The organism is Enterobacter cloacae complex sp. IR5450, assembly GCF_049238665.1.
In the GTDB taxonomy this organism is placed as follows: domain Bacteria; phylum Pseudomonadota; class Gammaproteobacteria; order Enterobacterales; family Enterobacteriaceae; genus Enterobacter; species Enterobacter hormaechei_C.
The window spans coordinates 58326-77099 of the sequence record NZ_JBMKIC010000012.1; the positions used below are offsets into that span (position 1 = coordinate 58326).

The 18774-nt window shown below is 41.7% G+C and carries 15 protein-coding genes; 10 read left to right on the forward strand and 5 right to left on the reverse strand.

Annotated elements, in window-relative coordinates:
• Window position 1 precedes the first annotated feature (1 nt).
• The 4 genes from ACOTYB_RS11680 to ACOTYB_RS11695 are packed head-to-tail and all read right to left on the reverse strand — an operon-like array spanning window position 2 to window position 2682.
• Entirely contained in the window at window positions 2-391 is a 390-nt protein-coding gene (locus ACOTYB_RS11680; protein ID WP_000815011.1) for a hypothetical protein, read from the reverse strand.
• On the reverse strand, window positions 388-909 hold the full coding sequence (locus ACOTYB_RS11685) for a hypothetical protein (protein ID WP_000598517.1): 522 nt from the start codon (window positions 907-909) through the stop codon (window positions 388-390). The genes ACOTYB_RS11680 and ACOTYB_RS11685 overlap by 4 nt, the downstream gene beginning before the upstream one ends.
• Window positions 902-1738 (reverse strand): hypothetical protein, encoded by an 837-nt coding sequence (locus ACOTYB_RS11690; protein WP_000700976.1) that lies wholly within the window; start codon window positions 1736-1738, stop codon window positions 902-904. Before ACOTYB_RS11690 ends, ACOTYB_RS11685 begins: the two co-directional genes overlap by 8 nt.
• A complete protein-coding gene (locus tag ACOTYB_RS11695; protein ID WP_000718595.1) occupies window positions 1735-2682 on the reverse strand; it encodes a metallophosphoesterase in 948 nt (315 codons plus the stop codon). Before ACOTYB_RS11695 ends, ACOTYB_RS11690 begins: the two co-directional genes overlap by 4 nt.
• Before the next feature lie 363 nt (window positions 2683-3045).
• Between ACOTYB_RS11695 and parM the strand changes: the two genes are divergently transcribed.
• Both parM and ACOTYB_RS11705 read left to right on the forward strand, forming a co-directional pair.
• The gene (gene parM / locus ACOTYB_RS11700; RefSeq protein WP_000818954.1) at window positions 3046-4083 is read left to right on the forward strand and encodes a plasmid segregation protein ParM domain-containing protein; all 1038 of its coding nucleotides are present in this window, start codon (window positions 3046-3048) and stop codon (window positions 4081-4083) included.
• Between the two features lie 11 nt (window positions 4084-4094).
• Window positions 4095-4733 (forward strand): hypothetical protein, encoded by a 639-nt coding sequence (locus ACOTYB_RS11705; protein WP_012695436.1) that lies wholly within the window; start codon window positions 4095-4097, stop codon window positions 4731-4733.
• Window positions 4734-4789: 56 nt separating this feature from the next.
• On the opposite strand, the gene ACOTYB_RS11710 is transcribed toward ACOTYB_RS11705, so the two are convergent.
• Entirely contained in the window at window positions 4790-5758 is a 969-nt protein-coding gene (locus ACOTYB_RS11710; protein WP_421765817.1) for an IS5-like element IS903B family transposase, read from the reverse strand.
• A gap of 443 nt (window positions 5759-6201) precedes the next feature.
• Here ACOTYB_RS11710 and hdtA point away from each other — a divergent pair, with 443 nt between their 5' ends.
• The 8 genes from hdtA (at window position 6202) to trhN (ending at window position 18751) form a co-directional block, all read left to right on the forward strand.
• Window positions 6202-6654, forward strand: coding sequence for a H transfer determinant A (gene hdtA / locus ACOTYB_RS11715; RefSeq protein WP_000952689.1), 453 nt, complete (start codon window positions 6202-6204; stop codon window positions 6652-6654).
• On the forward strand, window positions 6644-7069 hold the full coding sequence (locus ACOTYB_RS11720; RefSeq protein ID WP_000836981.1) for a hypothetical protein: 426 nt from the start codon (window positions 6644-6646) through the stop codon (window positions 7067-7069). Before hdtA ends, ACOTYB_RS11720 begins: the two co-directional genes overlap by 11 nt.
• A gap of 8 nt (window positions 7070-7077) precedes the next feature.
• Entirely contained in the window at window positions 7078-7632 is a 555-nt protein-coding gene (locus ACOTYB_RS11725; RefSeq protein ID WP_000235773.1) for a plasmid transfer protein, read from the forward strand.
• A 119-nt stretch (window positions 7633-7751) separates the two neighbouring features.
• Window positions 7752-12056, forward strand: a complete 4305-nt coding sequence (gene rsp, locus ACOTYB_RS11730; RefSeq protein WP_001232109.1) for an IncHI-type conjugal transfer protein RSP — start codon at window positions 7752-7754, stop codon at window positions 12054-12056.
• A 277-nt stretch (window positions 12057-12333) separates the two neighbouring features.
• Entirely contained in the window at window positions 12334-12846 is a 513-nt protein-coding gene (gene trhF, locus ACOTYB_RS11735) for an IncHI-type conjugal transfer protein TrhF (protein ID WP_001286760.1), read from the forward strand.
• Entirely contained in the window at window positions 12833-14344 is a 1512-nt protein-coding gene (locus ACOTYB_RS11740; protein WP_001256132.1) for a TrbC family F-type conjugative pilus assembly protein, read from the forward strand. Before trhF ends, ACOTYB_RS11740 begins: the two co-directional genes overlap by 14 nt.
• Before the next feature lie 144 nt (window positions 14345-14488).
• A complete protein-coding gene (trhU, locus tag ACOTYB_RS11745) occupies window positions 14489-15544 on the forward strand; it encodes an IncHI-type conjugal transfer protein TrhU (RefSeq protein ID WP_181231580.1) in 1056 nt (351 codons plus the stop codon).
• Window positions 15545-15562: 18 nt separating this feature from the next.
• Window positions 15563-18751 carry an IncHI-type conjugal transfer protein TrhN gene (gene trhN / locus ACOTYB_RS11750; RefSeq protein WP_000776701.1) on the forward strand — a complete coding sequence of 1063 codons (3189 nt, stop codon included), beginning with the start codon at window positions 15563-15565 and terminating at the stop codon, window positions 18749-18751.
• The last annotated feature ends 23 nt before the right edge of the window (window positions 18752-18774 follow it).

Here is an 18774-nt window from a genome sequence, read left to right on the forward strand (position 1 = left end):
ATTAATATGGGGTGTGCGCAGGTTCAGACATATAAGGTCTTAGTTCTATATGAACAGAAGCGCCATTCCCATCATTTACTACGTTTAAAGGTGCTTTTCCCGGCAATGACATAGTTGCAACGTCAGGTCCAGAAACAGCAAAATTATTTTCTGCTGAAGGCATTACTGTAAAAATCTTTATAGCAACATTTTCATGTCTAAATAATGAAATCCCAAAAGTAGAACCAGCTTCGGTATTGCTCACGTCCACAACCACAGGGGTTTTTCCTAGATATTCATTAGTTAGTATGTTTTTTACTAATGCCCCTTCCGGGACAGTATAGATACGGTATGGATATGCTAAAGCCGTGTGACAAAAACATATTAAAATAACAATTAATGTTTGTTTCATAGATTATCCTCATTCAAAAATAAAAGATATAACTCTTGAAAATCGTGGTTAGTAATTAGGTCCGCTTTTCCGGGAAAATCGTAACTAACAGAAAATAAAAGCGAAAGCGAATCTTTTCCTTTTGCTTTGGGAGAGATTCTGCTAAAAGCACGGTTAATAAACATAAGTTGATCTTCATTGTTGAAGCAAAGTCCAAGCATTCCAACCGTAGGAACTACGAATGTGCTTACGCTGCCTGGGGGCAAAAGTTGCTTACTACGGGCATTGTAAGCACAACGACTACCACCTAGCGTTAGGCCTGAAAGCTCAATAAAACTTCTGGTTCCATTCTTGGCGACAAGCCAAACATCAGTTCCTGAACTTTCGACACGTAAAGTAACTTTTCCGTCAGTAAAGGCCTCACTTTTATTGTATAGAATAGGGTCAAAACCAACTGTCGGGAGTTCTTCGATTTTACTTTCTACTGACTGACAACCAGTCAGTAATGCAAACAATAAAAGTGTGATAACTTTAATCATCCCGCTTCCTTAGATTGTTTTTGGCGCTCGTTATAAAAGATAATGATTCACCGGGGTAGAGAATTGTTTCTTTCGTCCAATAACCATAACCACCGAGGATATTTTTTCTTTTCTCAATATAAACGGGTTCAGAAAATACTAAATGTTGATATTTAGGAAGAGATAAGATTTCATATTTTCCTTGTCCAACTAAGAGGTAATTCTTCTCTTTAGGATTGATGGTTACTGGATTACCAACACTTTGAGGTATGTTAAGTTTTTTTATATTTAGGTCAGAATAGTCAGGAACGGACACTTGATCATTAGACGTATTTCCGGGAAGAGTAAACCCTTTACCCTGATCCGGTCCAAAGATGGCAATTATATCTTTGTTGTTTCTTGTGATCGAAACGATAGCCTGAAGGGGCGTATTAGCAAGGTCATTTATAAACGATATAGTTAGACTTGATTTTGGCTCGACCCAAACAATGCTTTTTCCGGATGTGCCTTCGCTTAATGCAATTTTTTCATTTAGTAAGATTTTATTTTTGGCAATGATATTATACTCAAGTTTTGGTATCACAATAAAAAGTGATTCTTTATTTGAAACATTCATGATTTCTAAGAAATTGGTTTTGGTCATGCTGGTCTTTAGAACAGGCCTATATTTACCATTTATAAACCACCTTCCGTTTATAAGCTCCGCTTTAGCAGATATAAGTGAATCACTTTTCTGTGCGGCAGAAGAAAAAGCATCTTTTCTATGCTCTTTCTCTTGATGTGGTGCAGCTGCTGCGTGAAGATGCAAAAGTAATGTTGAAATTGAGATAATCTTCCAATTTATCTTCATCTTGTTACCTCAATGTTGTTTTCAATCGAATCGAGTTCTAAAGGATAGGTTTTAAGTGAATAAAACTTGTTTGTTGTTTGTATTAGCTGATGACACAATAAAACTGGATTGTTCTTCATGATTATTTCTACTAATGTAAGTGCTGGTGAGTCAGTTTGCGGTATACCCGGAGCAACTATTACCTGGTCTTCTAATTTTGACATATAGAGTGATCCAGTATTTATATGCAAACAATTACCGATCAGTACTGGAAGATTGTTTTGAGTACGACCATGGGCTTTTCGAATGCTGTTTACAGGATTCCTACCTAGGACCATAAGGTTGACGTCATTTATCATCATTGGTATTACGGCATGGTCCATACCGAATAGAAACTGGCTCTGAAAAATATTCACATTGGCATAGTTGAATGCTTGAAGCGCATTATAAGTATCAGTGAATGATGTGCGGATAGGGGCGTAATCAGAAGGGCAAACCCCAATTTTTATATCGCCTTTTAGTAAAATCTGCATCATCGTACCAAGCTGGGTATTAAGAAGTTTTTTTACCTCTTCCTCTAAATAGTAACGATTCACAGCTTTATGCCACTTTCCGCCCATTACACACCATCTCTCATTGAGGTATGTGCTGGGGTAAAATGTTCTCCGGTCTTTGTTTAATGGTAACAATTTTTTTAACATTTCTTCTCCGGCTCCGGCAGCTGAGAAATGCCTCACAAAACGTCCATCGAAAAAGCCACTGTTTATCGCCTTCATCAATTCTATGGGTTCCGGCCCATAGTCAAACAAATTTCCAGTAGAGAAAATTACTATCTCTTCTTCTGGCTTTGTAACTGATTGGATCAAGTTGCACAGCGCAGAGTAATGTCCATGAGGATCTGCCAGAAAGAAAATCCTTCCGGAGAAGTTTGTAAGGTCTATAGTTTGGACGTGCTCAGCTGCCATAAATTCCTCTACGTATGTTTACATCGATGATACGGTATTTCGAACTATGATTTTTTTACAAAAAGGCGTCATTTTGGATTCTAAGCCTAAGGACCTTTGTTACTTACAGGTAAAGGCCCCAGTCCTGGCTCTCAAACAGTTCATACTTAGGATGCAAAGTAACTTTCTGATTATAATTGGCTCCTTTATAAACATGGTTAATACATGAATACAGGAAATTTAACGGTAAGGTATTTAAAATGGAAGGATGCTGAAATAACATAGACTTACGTATTTTTTTAATAGTGTTAATGTTGATAATAGGTCACCATTAATGTATAAAGTTAATATCTAATATGGTCCTATTAATAAAAGAGAGTTTTTATGGCTGAACTATTAAAATCTGAAAGTCCTGTTTCACCATCAGTGCAGGATATCACTGAAGCTTTAAAAATCGTTGTCGATGATGGAAGTAAAGCTGCAAAACTGGTTTGTCTTAATGAAAGAAACGAATTAGTTCCCTTGCTTACACAAAATAGTTTTGTTCCAGATTTCCGTGTTCGCCATGAGGGTCTCAATCCTTTTAACTATCTTATTGATGGGCTGGAAAGGTTTTCGCATCACAGCGAATCTAGTAACTCACTGGAATCGACTGATGTATCTCACCAATACGATGAAATTAGCCGGTTAAATGTTCACCATGCACTTCATGCTTCTGGTTTAGTTCCTCAGGATGTTCACCTCTTTGTTACTTTACCACTTAGCCAGTTCTATACTGCTTTAGGGGAAACGAATATTGAAAATATTCAGAGAAAAAAAGATAATCTGATGAAACCAGTAGAGCGTTATCTTGACGGTAAACGCTATTCTTTTAACGTTTTGTCTGTGACTGTTTTCCCTGAATCTTTACCAGCTGTGACCCGGGCAGATGAAATTGAGGATATTGCTTCATTTGAATCAAGTTTGGTAATTGATCTTGGTGGTACTACTCTTGATGTTGCAAGTATTACTGGGCAATTAGAACAGATTTCGAAAGTAAAAGGTTTTGACCGTATTGGTTGTTCTATTGTTTACGATGAGATCAGCAGGTATCTTGAATCTGAGAAACTGAATACGAGTAATGCTTACATTCATCATCTTGTTGATAATCGTCATGATAAATCAGCTTTGAAGGTTGCAGAGGACAAGCGTGACGGTGTTTTTGATGCGGTAAACTCTGCGGTACAGAAGTTGCAAAGTAAAGTAATCAGAGCGGTTACACAAGTCGAAGAGAGGCCTCATAATGTTTTCCTTGTTGGGGGAGGTTCATATCTCATCGAAACAGCTATTCGTAAACATTTTGAAACGGCTAAAGTTATCATGGTAGACAATCCGCAGTTCGCATTATCTTTGGCAATTGCTGATACTATTTATTCAGAATAATGAGCTAGAACATGGCTAAATACCCTATCTCAAATAAGGCAGATAACGACCGGATTCAGATCCGGTCTTTCTGGATATCCGAAAGAAAAGCACCCTATGTTTATAGTTTCTTGAAAAAAACAGAACTTTGTCATAGGGGTGACCAACTGGATTTAATTAGGTCGGCTATTAGTACCGGGTTGGTATTAAATAATTTATTTCCTGACTTGGCAAATTTTATAAATGGTTTAAACGAAAGATTAACACTTGCAGATCTTAATAGGTTTCTGAATGATGGAAATACTATAGATACTGAACCTAAGCCTCCTATTAATGTATTGCTAGAGAATGTCTTAGATCAAAAGTTTAAGGAGTATTTAACACCTCTACAATTAGATAATTCAAAGCAGGATTCTGTTTCTGTAAAAGAAACCTTCCTTGTACAAAAGGAACATGCCTGCTTTGGTGTGAAGATTGAAAATGAGGGAAGCGATACCTCTATACCATCTGAAAGCCCACTTTCTTCAGGTGCATCCAAAATTTCAAAAGAAAAGTCCATTTCCTCTGTGGTGCCAGTGCTAGAAAAAGTATCGGATGAAAATCAAACCGCCTCCATAAGCATAAAATCTAAAGCTAAGGCAAACAAGCGACTAGCGACTTTGGCAAGATAGGGCTTTGTTGAATAAATCAGATTTCGGGTAAGTCTCCCCCGTAGCGGGTTGTGTTTTCAGGCAATACGCACGCTTTCAGGCATACCTGCTTTCGTCATTTTGTTCAGCGCTCGTACCAGGGCCATAGCCTCCGCAACCTGACCATCGTATTCACGCAGCGTCAGTGAACCCCCGAACAGCTGTTTTACCCGGTACATCGCCGTTTCCGCTATCGAGCGACGATTGTAATCTGTTGTCCATTTCCACCGCGCATTACTCCCGGTCATTCGCTGATTAGCCACTGCACGGTTACGGTCTGCATATTCACCGGGCCAGTAACCCGCACCTTTTCGGGGAGGGATAAGCGCGCTGATTTTCTTACGCCGCAGTTCATCGTGACATAGCCGGGTATCGTAAGCGCCATCGGCGGCGGCTGACCTGATTTTCCGGTGGGTTTGCCGGATTAACCCGGGGAAGGCCTCTGAGTCCGTAACGTTGTTCAGCGACAGGTCTGCACAGATGATTTCATGTGTGTTGCTGTCAACTGCCAGATGCAACTTTCGCCATATACGACGGCGTTCCTGGCCATGCTTTTTGACTTTCCACTCGCCTTCACCGAAGACCTTCAGCCCGGTGGAATCAATTACCAGGTGTGCGATTTCACCCCGGGTGGGCGTTTTGAAACTGACATTAACCGACTTTGCCCGCCTGCTGACACAGATGTAATCCGGGCAGCGTAGCGGAACGTTCATCAGAGAAAAAATGGAATCAATAAAGCCCTGCGCAGCGCGCAGGGTCAGCCTGAATACGCGTTTAATGACCAGCACAGTCGTGATGGCAAGGTCAGAATAGCGCTGAGGTCTGCCTCGTGAAGAAGGTGTTGCTGACTCATACCAGGCCTGAATAGCTTCATCATCCAGCCAGAAAGTTATGGAGCCACGGTTGATGAGGGCTTTATTGTAGGTGGGCCAGTTGGTGATTTTGAACTTTTGCTTTGCCACGGAACGGTCTGCGTTGTCGGGAAGATGCGTGATCTGATCCTTCAACTCAGCAAAAGTTCGATTTATTCAACAAAGCCGCAAGATAGGTGAGAGACAGTACAATCGACTTCTGAGTTCAACTTGTCTTACCAGGAAAGCCAGCATACTTGCTGGCCTTTTTTTTGTTATAATAAACTCAGGCTTCAGCTGAATCTGTAAAATTACTGTTAATGAAACGGTATTTTAGGTTAATTTGGATGCTGTTACAGGAAGTGCGGATTTTTCCTAAATTTGTAAAAAACCTAAGAATTATCTTAATAAATCTGGTACTTAATTATTATTTTACGTAAAAAGTCTTTGTGGTTTAATGGTTATGTAAGGATTTTTTGATACCCTTATACCCGATGGACCTAAGGTCACTGACAACGATGTTCATGTAGAATCTTCGTTTCTGTAATCCCTTTTGTCCTTGTCCCAAATGATTGATTATTATAATAAAGGCTGATCGAATGCTATCTCGCAACTCACTAATACATGGTTTACGCCGAGACCAGTTAATCGGAGTTCTGACTATTTCAGAGTTTCCGGTAGTTATGGTAGAAAGCCACTTCATTCAGTCTGAGGTTATGGGAATAAAACCCGTAATTTTTAATATTGATGAGCTTCTTGTTTCTATATCCCCAATTTCCTCTCTTAAGTTCGATTGGGAGTGGGCCCCAGTTGATACAATACTCATTGAAGTTATCATTCCACCTGTAGAGTCAGACCTTGTAAGTGCAGAAAATGACTTCCTCCGTGATTCTGGTATTGGCCATATCCAGTGCGAGCCTGGCGGAGCATCAATACGACGTACAGTTACCTTCGTTGGTGGAATAACCGCTGATAACTTACTGTATCAGTTGAGGCTTATGTGCGTAAGCGCGTTAAAACTTTTAGGAGAGGAACTGGGGGATGAAGTCTAAGATTAGATATGTTTTATCTGGTTTTGTTGTGTTATGTGCATTTGCTGGAGTTTATAAAATCCTAAACAATGTTCCGGTTAAACCTGACCTTTTGGACTTCACTGGAAACACATTTAAAAAGACATCACTCTTCCTGCCATGTGATAAAAGCTCGCCTTCTTTAAACATTAAAATTGCTGATAACGAGAAAATCGTGATCAACGGCATCGCTTCAAAAGTAACTTTTGTTGAAAAGGCTGACCCCGTCAAAAGCCCTGGTTTTTGTGATGATCTTGATCTAAACAATTCTCGCCTTGTACATACGGCATCTTACAGCCTGGTGATTTCTGAAACCAAAACAGGATTTACACTATCAAATTTCAAGCATCTTGCCGATGATGAATCATTAGGCGGTATGTGGTTTTATCAAAAGTGACTTTTTATATGGCAACTTCAGACTTCGCTCTTAAAAACCATAATGTTAAAGCATTTGGTCAGGATGCAGCCCTTGTCATTGAGATGAACAATGAAGATGTTAGCTCATCAAAACCTTCACCTTTTTCAAATGAGATTGATAATTATTATCTTACATTGCACGTCGCTCCAAGGAACGCAAAAAAAGATTATGACTGGGGCTCAAACCGTTCTGTACTTCTAAAATTGTCGACGAATGAAGTTATGCAGATGGCATCTGTATTTCTTAGAATCATGCATACTTTAAAGATTGATAAGAGGAAAACCTCACATCATGGCCACGTCGTATACAAAAATATAAGCGTTACCCCAAACGAGAGGGGCGGTTTGTTGTTATCCGCAGGGATAGTTCCAGTCGATAAAGATGGCTTAAAACCCTTCATGCACATGGTCCCCGTCTCACAAATGGATTGCGTTAAAATTGGCCTCTACATACTTGGATATCTTGCTCAAAAAACGCCCTGGGTAAGCTCCGAGTCTATAATTACCGCGCTTCGCTTATCTGAAGCCAAGAATTCAAAATAGCGCATTAACATACGGAATATACGGAAAAATACAGGTTTTTTTAAATGTTATACGAACGGATATTTCTGTTTTTCATCGTAAAGTGAGTTTAATTTTGCTCAGAAAAACAGGTATTCGTCATGAGAAAATCAGGTTTAGGTTTAGCCCTGTTGTTTTCTTTAATTGCTCCGATTAAAGCGGTCTATGCTGAAGCGATTATGATTTCAGGAAAGCTACAGGCTGATTTGCCAGCCGTATCCTTTGACCCGGGGCCGGGCGACTTTGTTGCATACGTTAATTCTAACACTATCACTGCCTCAGGTGCAGGCACAGCCTGTAATGTAACGGTTGATGATCGAGCGACTTCCTCTGTTGATAACCTCGTTTGTTTTTTCGAGTGGTTACCCAATACCTTGGGATTAACTTCTAACGGCTTCACTCTTTCAGGCGTTCCCAACACCACCGGTGATTTAAAACTACCTTACAAGATTTCTTACTTCTCTGGTTCTGAACGGAAAAAAGTTGAAATAGTAAAAGGTGAATATTCAATCAAAAGTGTGGCACCGGTAAAACCAACTATCACCGGTCTTAAATCATCCCTGAACGGATTAGTCTATGACGGCTTTTCTTTCAAATCGTATTTAAAGGATGAAGCGATCAAAGATATCGCTGTTTCTGTTGAACCCCGCAATTATATTCAATACATCTCAATAGGTTCAGGCTCCGCCTGTGAAGTACCTATTGGCGGAACTTCCTGTACCATTGAAGTTGGAAGCATTAAGGCCAGTGATACAGATGAACTTTTGGGTTCACGTGATATCACAATTACAGCAAACTCTAAGAATAATTATTTCGCACCTCCTGAATCCAAAAAGCTTGTTGTTAACTGGGATTATCGGCCTCCTGTAGTAGACCATACACTTTGGAATTTTACCGATGAGGCTAAAACAATCAAAGTAGGTGGCCAGGACATCTATACCGGAGCCAAAACCGTTGCTGTGGCCGTTAAGGTACCCCAGCAAGAAACAGAAGGTGAATGGTGGCTCCCAACAGCTATGTCGCTCACTATGACTCCGGATGGCGTGTTTAAGCCGACGACTAAAGTGACTTTAGATGATGGCACTGAGATTGATTTCAAACAGTCCTGGGCAACCCCTTTACGTAGAACTTTACAGCCGGTAAGTGGACCTCAAAAAGTCGGTGATGAGTACCTCTATATCTTTGACTTAACGGATCTTATAAACGGGTCCTACGCAGCGACTTTTACAGTAGAAAATACGAGCAAAAACTCTTCTACGTACACTGAGCCTGAAAGCAAACTGATGCTGTCTGATAACCCAACGCTTATGGTTCTCAAAGATGGGCAGGTATTAACTAAACGAGCACCCGTATACTTCCTGAACGAGATTATCGTTGCAGCTTTCCAGGGGCAGGCTGGGGTTGCTGACATAAAATCAGTAACAATAGACAACAAAGTAGTTTCGTTAACACCTACAAATTATAAAGGTATTTACTACCTGCCGGTTGGAGACGATTTAGCAGTTAATTCGGATCACGAGATTACTGTGGTGGCTGAAAACCTTTATGGAAAAAACGTAAATTTCAGTACCGTGTTCACTTATCAACCTACTGGATTCACTCTTAAGAATCTGGAAAAAAACGTAACTCTTTACTCGCGCGTACGTCAGTATACGGACCTGCTTAGTCAAACAGCTGGTGATAAATGCACTCTGTTTACCACAGAGGAAAATGCGAATGCTTACCTCGCCTGGTATGGGGAAAAATCAGATGTTACAGCATGCTACCCTCAGTGGAACAATGTCCCTGATGGGTTGGAGTTCTATTTTAAAGGACGTACCCCGGGTCTAACTGGATTCTTTAATAAAACAGGTGAGAATCTGCTCGACTATCAAGTCTATATGATTAACGGGAAGGGCTCTAAAGCGGTTTCCGCAAGGAATCGCCGTACTCTGACCACACAATTACCATACAACCCGATCATCTCTTACAAAAAGAATAAAGTCATAGCAGGCATCAATCCGAACACTGCTCTGGCTTATACGACCGGGGGGGAGGCCGCTCGAATATTAGCGAAGGTGGTACCAGCTGACGTTACGATGATCGTCTCTCAAAACGGCTCTGAGGCTGTCAAAACGTCATTTAAAAATCGTTCCTCAAACAACGATGCAACGACCTTTGTACAAAGGGTCAAGGTTGCTGCTGCACCATTGTGGACAAAGAACGTCTTTGACATAGCTGTAGAATACTCAAAGGATCCAGAATTAAGAACTACAGACACCCTCAACGTATATACGGTGCCTGATTTCAATATTCGAGCATCGATGGAAGTGGATGACAAAAAAACAGCCACATCTCTTGAAGTGCCCTTAAAGGTAACAGTGGGGCGTTATAACAACTCCACACGTAAAAGTGCATTTGACCGTAAAACAATGGGAGAATGGGACGTCACGATATACTCTCAAAAAAGTGTATACGGCAAAGATCCAGAAACAGGCCGTTATAAAACTACATACGAAAGAACTGCGCTGACTGAAGCATTGCCGGTCAATGATGCGGGCATTGTCGAAACCAAGATTAAAATTGAAAATATGGATCTGGGTAATATGCGTCTGGTTGGTGTGGCTAAGGTCAGATCGCCATTCTCTGATTTTGAAATGAAACGTGAGACCAGTGCTGTAGGCATTCGAATCTATAAAGGTGAGGAACTGGAGGGTAACCTGTCGAAAAGCCTTATTATCGGAAGGATCCCACTTAGTACTCTGGTAAGCTTCAAATCTGCCAGTACGGCTAACTCTGATGCACTCGCCCCCACCGAATGGCAGCAGTCCTCTGATAATGGTCAAACCTGGACCATGCTTTCCGACATGACCGGAAAGAGAAGTGTAAGTATCAAAAAGACAGAAGTAGGAAAGTGGCTTTATAGGGCAAAAATGACTAATAAATTCACATCCAAGATTTCCTACACAGATGCCTTAACGGTAGTTACCTACAAGCAGCCTAAGCTCAGTATAGATGTTACAGACATTCTTCAGGGCTCAGATATACCTGTAACCCTGCTTGATAACGATGAACCTATACCAGCAGGCACCGCTGAGGTTCTCTGGTCAGAGGATAAAGTCAACTGGGTGCAGGGAGATACAACTTACACTGTGGCTTCAGCTGATACCCTACCGTCTACGATTTATGCCCGGATGCGTTACCTTGATTCCGATGAACTGGCAGAGGAGTCTTCATGGAAGGAAACGTCTGCTCGGTTGGCAGCCGCAAAACCCAAGCGCCTTTCTGTCTCGGTAACGGGGGTTTCAAAGGTAGAGGTTGGTCAAAAAGTTACTTTGGAAGGTAAGTTCACGAACCCTAACAGTAAGTACCAGAATGGTAATAACGTAGTTGAAGAATGGAAAACACCGGATGGCCAGACATTTAAGGGCTCTTCACTGTCTGTTACCCTTACTGAGCAAATGTTGGATAAACAGGGATATGCTGCTTTTGAATACAGTGCATGGTTAGCGGACAATAAGGAGAATACGGTTTCTACCCGTAGAGTTTCTGTCAAATCGTGGGTTTATAAATTTCCCGAGATGAAAATAAGCTCCAAACTTAAATACGACATGGCACCGACCACCCTACGCGTTGCGTTGAGCGGTATTAAGGATGGAGACTATCCTGGTGTTACTTATTCCCGTGAATGGATCTACGACAAAGAGAATCTGGTAATCACTAAAGATGAAGGTGACACCAAAGAATTTACAATTGAAAATCCTGGCAAATATACATTGATGGTTGTTTTCAAAGATAACCGAAACAATGAACAGCGTATCGAAAATACCTTTGTTGTCGATGAACAAACGCCAATGAACGTTGAGATGACACCCAAGTTCTCTAACAAATATATGAGAGCTCCACTCGATGTAACCTTAAGGTCAAACATCAAGCTATCTCATTCGGCGGACTCGATAGATACGGTCACATACAAGGTGAACGGTGAAGTAATACCCAGCGGCAAAAATTATTGGGCTCAACTGATCTCGGGTTTAAAAGAAAAGAAATACGAGATTACAATTGATGTTGTTAGTAAACTTGGACAGAGAGGTTCAGCATCTGTTGAGTTTGATGTCGTTAAAAACGCAGTGCCTAATTGTACATTGAGCTACACGGAAACCAACCTAAGCTGGAGCTTTACCAATAAATGTGATGATACTGATGGAAAAATGGTTAGATATGAATGGTTCATCAACGGCGAATTAAGGAACGTTTTCGGTAGTACGGCTACACTTTCTAAAAACCTTAACCGTGGTAAGCAGGACATAAAAGTAATTGCTTATGATGATAGTGGAGACTTTGCAACACAGCACGTGACAGTTTTCGGACCGGCTGAAGAGGCAAGTAAGTCTGAAAACACTGTATCAATACCAAGCAGTGAGTAGTTAATTTTTAAATATAAAGCCGGGACATTATGTCCCGGCTTTTTTATACCCAATAATTGGACCTTTGAAAAATTAATGTCGGAAAGTAACTTTGCTCCAAAGGCATCTTTCATGGCCGCTAACAAAGCTGCGTATACATGCTGAGGAATTAACATTCTTATAGGTGAATATTAGGTTGGTTTGCAGACTTCCGAGCGTTGAAAAACATGGATAATAATTACTTGGATAGAGGTGCATCTGCCTAGTAAAAATATTCTTCAGTGCCAGTGAGAAAAATATGAGCGACTACATACCTAAAAAGAGAGGGCTGCTTATACTGGATTGGTATGTCCCCCTTAATATTTTATTGCTGATTCTCGTTATGTGTGTCTTTTTCACCCGTTATACATTTGGATACGGTTTATTGAATGGGTGCCTGCCTGCTGATTTTTATATGATTGATCATTCGGATAAAAGTATTAAAACTGGTGAACTCATAGCATTTAACATGCCGAAATCGGTACGTTTTATCCCAGAAAATGAACGAGTCATAAAAATTGTTGCCGGTGTGGGCGGTGACAAACTTAAAGTAACAATGGATGGGGTTTATAACGGGGACAAATTTTTTGAAGCTAATGCACGTCGTATTTCGAAGAAATACAATATTCCGTCCATTTTGATTGAAAAAGAATTGATAATTCCTGAAGGCGAAGTTTTCCTAATTGGGCAAACCGATCACTCATGGGATTCCCGTTTTTGGGGAACAGTAAAGCTGAATTCAGTAATTGGGAAAACATATGCGATCTTTTAATGTAAATAAAAAATATTTACCAATACTTCCTGGACTTGCGTTATGTGCAGTTTTAAGTAATACAAATGCAAGCACTGAGTATCAACATGATGCTGACCTAATCGCTCAGCAAGCAAAAGGGCTTGGGGCACAGGCTAAAGGTGCACAGCAGCCAGATGGGGCTCTTAGCCTTGATGCTACGCTAAAATCACCAGATGTGCAGAAGTACATAGCGCAAGCTGAAGCACTCCAAAAAAACCAGGACCTGAGCAAGCAAATAAACCGTGGTTACGTCCCCGGTATGAATGCGGATAGTGTTCAAGCAGTTATAGACCATACCCAGGCTATCAGGGCCCAAAGTAATAACTCTGAAGCTGTCAACGATATAATTAGAAGACGTGATGAAATTCAAGAAAACGCCAGCCTTAATGAAGCGGCTCTGAAAGCTGTGGAAAATAAGCCGGAAGTCATGCGAGGACAATCTAAAAATATCGAAAAATTGTTTGGTTCCTCGGGCATCACAGCTGCTGACTTCGAAAGAAAAATGGATAGCACACGTGAAGAAGCACTATCAACTGAAAATGGAATAACGATCTTTGCTTCATTTAGCTTGCCGGATTATGTACTGGAAGACCTTCTACGTACGGCCTCAGAGCATAAAGCTCGTGTAGTTTTCAATGGTCTAAAGAAAGGAACTACTCGGCTACCAGAGACACAGGCAGCAATAAACCAAATGATTGTCAAAGGAAAATTTGAATCTCCTTTGATTACAATTGATCCTGATAGCTTCAGTCAGTATCAAGTAACTCAAGTACCGACAATTATTTCTAGGGAGCAAGCTCGTTTTGCAAAAATGGTAGGCTCCTTCAACGTTGAGTTTTTTCAGCGAGAACTTGCTAAAAAACCCGATCAGGATATTTTCCCGGTTGCTGGTACCACTTATCCCGTTGAAGAAAAGAGCATCATTAAAGAACTGGAAGAACGTGCACAAAAATATGACTGGGAAGGTGCAAAAAAAAGGGCCGTTTCTGACACATGGAAAAATCAATGGATGGTCGACCTCCCTCCTGCCCAGGAACACAAAGAATTTTTAATTGACCCTACAGTGAGGGTCACTCAGGACGTAAAAGATAAGCAGGGCCGTGTAATAGCTTCCGCCGGTGAGTTGATTAATCCACTTTCGAGATTTCCTCAAAACCTGACGATGATAATTTTCGATCCACTCAATCCGGGCCAGCTGGTATGGGCTGAGCAGCAGTATCGACAACGTCTGGGTAGTGGAAAAGTAATGCCAATGTTTACCCGTATCCAAAAAGATAATGGATGGGATCACCTAAATGATTTACGTGAAAAATTTAACGGTAAGGTGTTTAAAGTTAACGAACAGATCATCTCACGCTTTCAGATTAAAAACACACCTGCGCTTATAACTACTGACCAAGATAAATTCCGGATCACCCTGTTTAGCGAGGCAGAAGTCCGTGGTATCGGAGCCCCAAATCTTTCAGAGGAAAAATAAGATGAAACTCGGATTTATTATAGGCGCTCTCTTTGCAACATGGCTGACGCTAAATTATCCGGACCAGATGAGAAGTTATTTTACCAAAGCCGTCGACTATATCGAAAGTGTTGCAACATTTATTACATCCAAGTGAGCATGATGGTGAAAAAATTCAAAAAGTTACTTTTAGAGTTCATTGTAGCAGTTATGCTTTCGCTTTCTATACCGGGTATGGCTATGGCAGCAGATGCTGGAGTCCCTGGGGCTATGTGTCAGTCAGCTGGAGTGTGGCAGGGCTTGATTAAGAATATCTGTTGGAGCTGCATTTTTCCCATGAGGATAATGGGCATAGGGGCAGCTCCAGAAGGCGCTGCTCCTTCACGTCCGGGTTGCTACTGCACAGATCAGAACGGCGTACCGGAAATAGGTTGGCAATTGAGCTTCTTTCAGCCGGTGAAGATTGTAGAAGTTGTAAAGAGCCCCTGGTGCAGCCCCTTTCTTGAAGGCACGATGCTTCAAAAATCGCAGTTTGATATTGGTAAAAGCAACACAAATCAGCCAATGACAGCAACTGAAGCCGGATTTTACGATGTTCATCTTTGGGAGTTCCCAATCATGACAATGCTCAAATTACTGATTATTGGCGAGTGCACTGCTGAACCCTATATAGATGCCAGCCTGACCTATATAAGCGAAGTGGACCCTATGTGGGAAAGTGATCTGCTTACACTCGTCCTGAATCCAGAGGCAGTAGTTTTTGCAAACCCAATTGCCTCAATGGTGTGCGCTGCTGACTGTGTAGCAGTAACAGCAGGAAAGGATAATCTCGCTGCATACTTTTGTGCCGGATGCGATGGCAACCTTTATCCATTAACCGGCCACATTTACGCAAATGATGACGCTGTAAGGACGAGTTCACTGATAACCCAGCGTCTTCTGACTAAACTACATCGCCAGGGAATGCTGATGCGAACGATGGGAGCAGACGCAATGTGTGAGAAAACGTGGGAATACTTTACACCTCGTTCCCAGTATCGGCTTTCAATGCTTTTCCCAACTCCTGAGGCGAAAGGGCCGGATTGCTGTCATCGTCTTGGTGATTCGGTACATGACTGGTCAACCCTTAAAGGTGGGCGCAAAAAAATAGGCAATGATAATTATGTCTATATGTTGTGGCGTTACAATGACTGTTGCGTCAGATATATACCAGGCGCTTGATTTCTAAGGGTAAAAATAATGAAACTTAGAAAAACGATAGCTTCAACTATTATTGCATCAATGATTGCCAATACTATGAGTTGGGCTTTTTATATCTCTCTCATAAATATGGTAATGACTCCTCGTATTTATGCGGCAGACGCTATATTTGACCAGCTCGAAAGTAACTTTAATCTTGCTAATCCTAACGCAAATCGCAATGCGACAACCAGTGCTCAGGACATTGTTGAGAAGTACAAGAATGCGGATTCAGGCGAGAATGTCAGTGGGAAGATCACCGAGAAATACGTGGGTAAAGCCGAATCCGCTAATCTTAATCTCGGAAAGTATGGGGCAGGGAACTCAAATGAAAGTGTCATGAAAAATGCCGCATCCGATGGAAAGTCCATTGGTAGCGCCGTACAACTGCCGAGTATGTCTGGAGGGACAATCAATTCAAACTATACCAAGGAAGGGGCAAAGCTGCTCTCTCGGGATGCTAATGGCAACATTGGTATAAGCAGTAATCCCAATACTACTCCTGGAACCAAAACAAATACCGGAGAGATTTTCAGCTCAGAGCAAAAGCACAGCGATATTAAGTTCAATGCCGCAGATCGTTATGGGGATGAGGATGGCTTTGTAAACGATATAAAGAATCGGAAAAGCCAGTTATTTGATGCTCAAAGTTATGATGGCGTTGCCTACCGCACCCTCGTAAATGCTAACAAGGACAACCCGGCATCATCTATAAAGCCTAACGATCCCATGTTTACTGCGGGGAGAAATGAGATAACAAATGCTGTTGCTGGTACTGGAAACTGGCTTCAGAACTGTAATGTTGAGACCTCTAAAAAAACAGTAACCACACACTATCCTGATTACAAAGAGTTCTACTGTAACTCGCCTAAGCAAGATAACTTCAGCAGCTGCACGATAACCCGTGATTTTTCAGTCCCTGTTTACATTTCAGGCGGAAACGGAGACATGTCGATGTGCGGCGATAATTGTGTGCGTATATGGTTTGGTCGCCGTGATGACAACTACTGGAGTGACGGGGTATATGATAACGAACTGACATTAAAATTCCATCCGGATGCAAAATTGGCCTCAGCAAAGATTGTTAACGCGGAGTGGGATGACCACATGCGGGTAACACTTGATGGCACGCAGATTTTTGCTCACATAGATGGTGCATATCGAGAAAGTGACTATCCGGCTCCTAAGGGATCTTGGGAGTTAAAAAAATCGTGGAAACTCGACAAGGTTTACGATGTGACTGATAAGGTCAGAAAATCGGTGTATGAGGAGCCTGATCGAGAAGTGACAATGGCATCCAGAGTATGGGTTGGTGGGAAGGGTGAAGGGTATTTTGAGGTTGAGCTGACTTTTGAAAATATGAAGCTCGAAGATAAGCACGTCCAGGAACCAGCTGGTTGTTACGATGCTGTACAAGCTCCGAATACATTCTGCCGTTTCGATCGGTTTAAAGATATGGATGTTGGCACAAAACGGCTTCCGGAAAGCGTGCTTTCATTGGCAAAGCCTCTGTATGAAGGTGATAAAGGATTTCTTACCTGGAAGACAAACCTTGAAGGCTACTTTTGTGATCCATTGGCCAAAGACAAAATTTGCTCTTATGACGCTAGTGGAAAAATTATGAAAGACGCTAATGGAAAGGACCTCTGTTACAACTATGAAGAAATAAAGAGTATGCCTGATGCATGTAGTGCTTATAAAAATGATGCAGCATGTGTACTCGATAAACAAACATGTGCAGAGGGTTGGTTCGATGAGGGCACTAACAGTTGCTACATGTATGAACAGAAATACACCTGTGACAGAGGGAAGGATGTAGTTCGGGAGGTTGAATCTTCTACAAATGCCTGTGTTGGCATGATCCCATGTTCAGGTGGAACATGCGAAACTGGGCCAAAGGAAGAGAACAACGATTTTGGAAAAGTTGCGGCTTATTCAAACATGGTTCAGTACATGCAGGGCGAAGCCAAATGCGAAGACCCTAACGATGCCAATTCATGTTCCGTCTTTGAAGGAAAACCTGAATGGTGTGGTCGTTCAGTAGGCTTTGTAAATGGCCTGGCAAAGACGGACTGCTGCGAAGCACCACAGGGAACCGCAGGAGCACTTGAAGGTATCATGCTTGCCGGATCTATGATCAGAAACACAAACTGGACCAGAGTTAATGCTCAGCTAATAAAATGGACCGGCGGTGATACAGGTACATGGGCTTCTATGTCTAATGCGGTCGGAGAGTGGACTGCATCAGCTGGTAAAACAGTAGGGCAAATGTGGAACAACGTCACGAGCTCCTTAACGAGCGTATATGAAAACGTCGCTGGTAATCTAAGCAGGGCAGTTGGGTCTTCCGCAACTTCTGGAGGGGCAGGAGGTGCTGGCCAGTTGGCACAGGAAACAATGTCCAGCTTCGGTATAGGTCAGCTTAAGCAGATGGCAATGAAGAAAGCCTACGAATTGCTACCAGATACAGTTCGTGACTTTGTCTTTAAGAACGTTGCTACTACCGGAGGAGAGGTTGTCTTCTCGGCTGCGGTTCAAAACTTTATGCTTGCATTAAACGTGATCGGTTGGATTTATACAGCCTATCAGGTCACTAAAATGCTTTTAGAAATGTTGGTAGCATGCGACCAGAAAGAGATGGAAGCTTCTATTCATAAGAATCAAAAATCCTGTTTTACATTAGATACGGAACGATGCGTCAAATATCTGAATGTTGGTTTCACAAAGAAATGCGTTAAAAAAGCAACAGACATGTGCTGTTATAATTCCATGTTGTCACGCGTTATTATGCAACAAGCTTATCCGCAATTAGGAATAGACCCTGTCGCCTCTAATTGCGTGGGGCTATCAATAAAGCAAATACAGCAACTGGATTTCGATAAAATTGATCTGACGGAGTGGATTAATGATGCAGTTCAGGTAGGAGAAGTTCCTGATCAATATTCAAAATTCTCCGAAGAATCAATTGTGGAAAACTTACCATTCCAGAATGAGAACTATCAACTTCCATCAGAACGTACCAAGGAAGCAATGGGCGGTGAAGAAAATATGATAAAGGCCAGACAAGAAAATGCTCAGGCTATAAAAGAGGAAAATGTAGATTGTAGCTATTTACCTCGACCGGCCATATGTGAGGTAGGTTCAACTACGCTGGATCCGGTTACGGGCAAGCAGTTGCCGAAATATTGAAGAAGGGGCCGTTAGGCCCCTTT

Coding starts and splice junctions, on each gene's coding strand:
- trhN (WP_000776701.1), top strand. CDS start 15,563: ATGAAACTTAGAAAAACGATAGCTTCAACTATTATTGCATCAATGATT.
- ACOTYB_RS11680 (WP_000815011.1), bottom strand. CDS start 391: ATGAAACAAACATTAATTGTTATTTTAATATGTTTTTGTCACACGGCT.
- hdtA (WP_000952689.1), top strand. CDS start 6,202: ATGCTATCTCGCAACTCACTAATACATGGTTTACGCCGAGACCAGTTA.
- ACOTYB_RS11695 (WP_000718595.1), bottom strand. CDS start 2,682: ATGGCAGCTGAGCACGTCCAAACTATAGACCTTACAAACTTCTCCGGA.
- ACOTYB_RS11720 (WP_000836981.1), top strand. CDS start 6,644: ATGAAGTCTAAGATTAGATATGTTTTATCTGGTTTTGTTGTGTTATGT.
- ACOTYB_RS11690 (WP_000700976.1), bottom strand. CDS start 1,738: ATGAAGATAAATTGGAAGATTATCTCAATTTCAACATTACTTTTGCAT.
- ACOTYB_RS11685 (WP_000598517.1), bottom strand. CDS start 909: ATGATTAAAGTTATCACACTTTTATTGTTTGCATTACTGACTGGTTGT.
- ACOTYB_RS11705 (WP_012695436.1), top strand. CDS start 4,095: ATGGCTAAATACCCTATCTCAAATAAGGCAGATAACGACCGGATTCAG.
- parM (WP_000818954.1), top strand. CDS start 3,046: ATGGCTGAACTATTAAAATCTGAAAGTCCTGTTTCACCATCAGTGCAG.
- rsp (WP_001232109.1), top strand. CDS start 7,752: ATGAGAAAATCAGGTTTAGGTTTAGCCCTGTTGTTTTCTTTAATTGCT.
- ACOTYB_RS11725 (WP_000235773.1), top strand. CDS start 7,078: ATGGCAACTTCAGACTTCGCTCTTAAAAACCATAATGTTAAAGCATTT.
- ACOTYB_RS11740 (WP_001256132.1), top strand. CDS start 12,833: ATGCGATCTTTTAATGTAAATAAAAAATATTTACCAATACTTCCTGGA.
- trhF (WP_001286760.1), top strand. CDS start 12,334: ATGAGCGACTACATACCTAAAAAGAGAGGGCTGCTTATACTGGATTGG.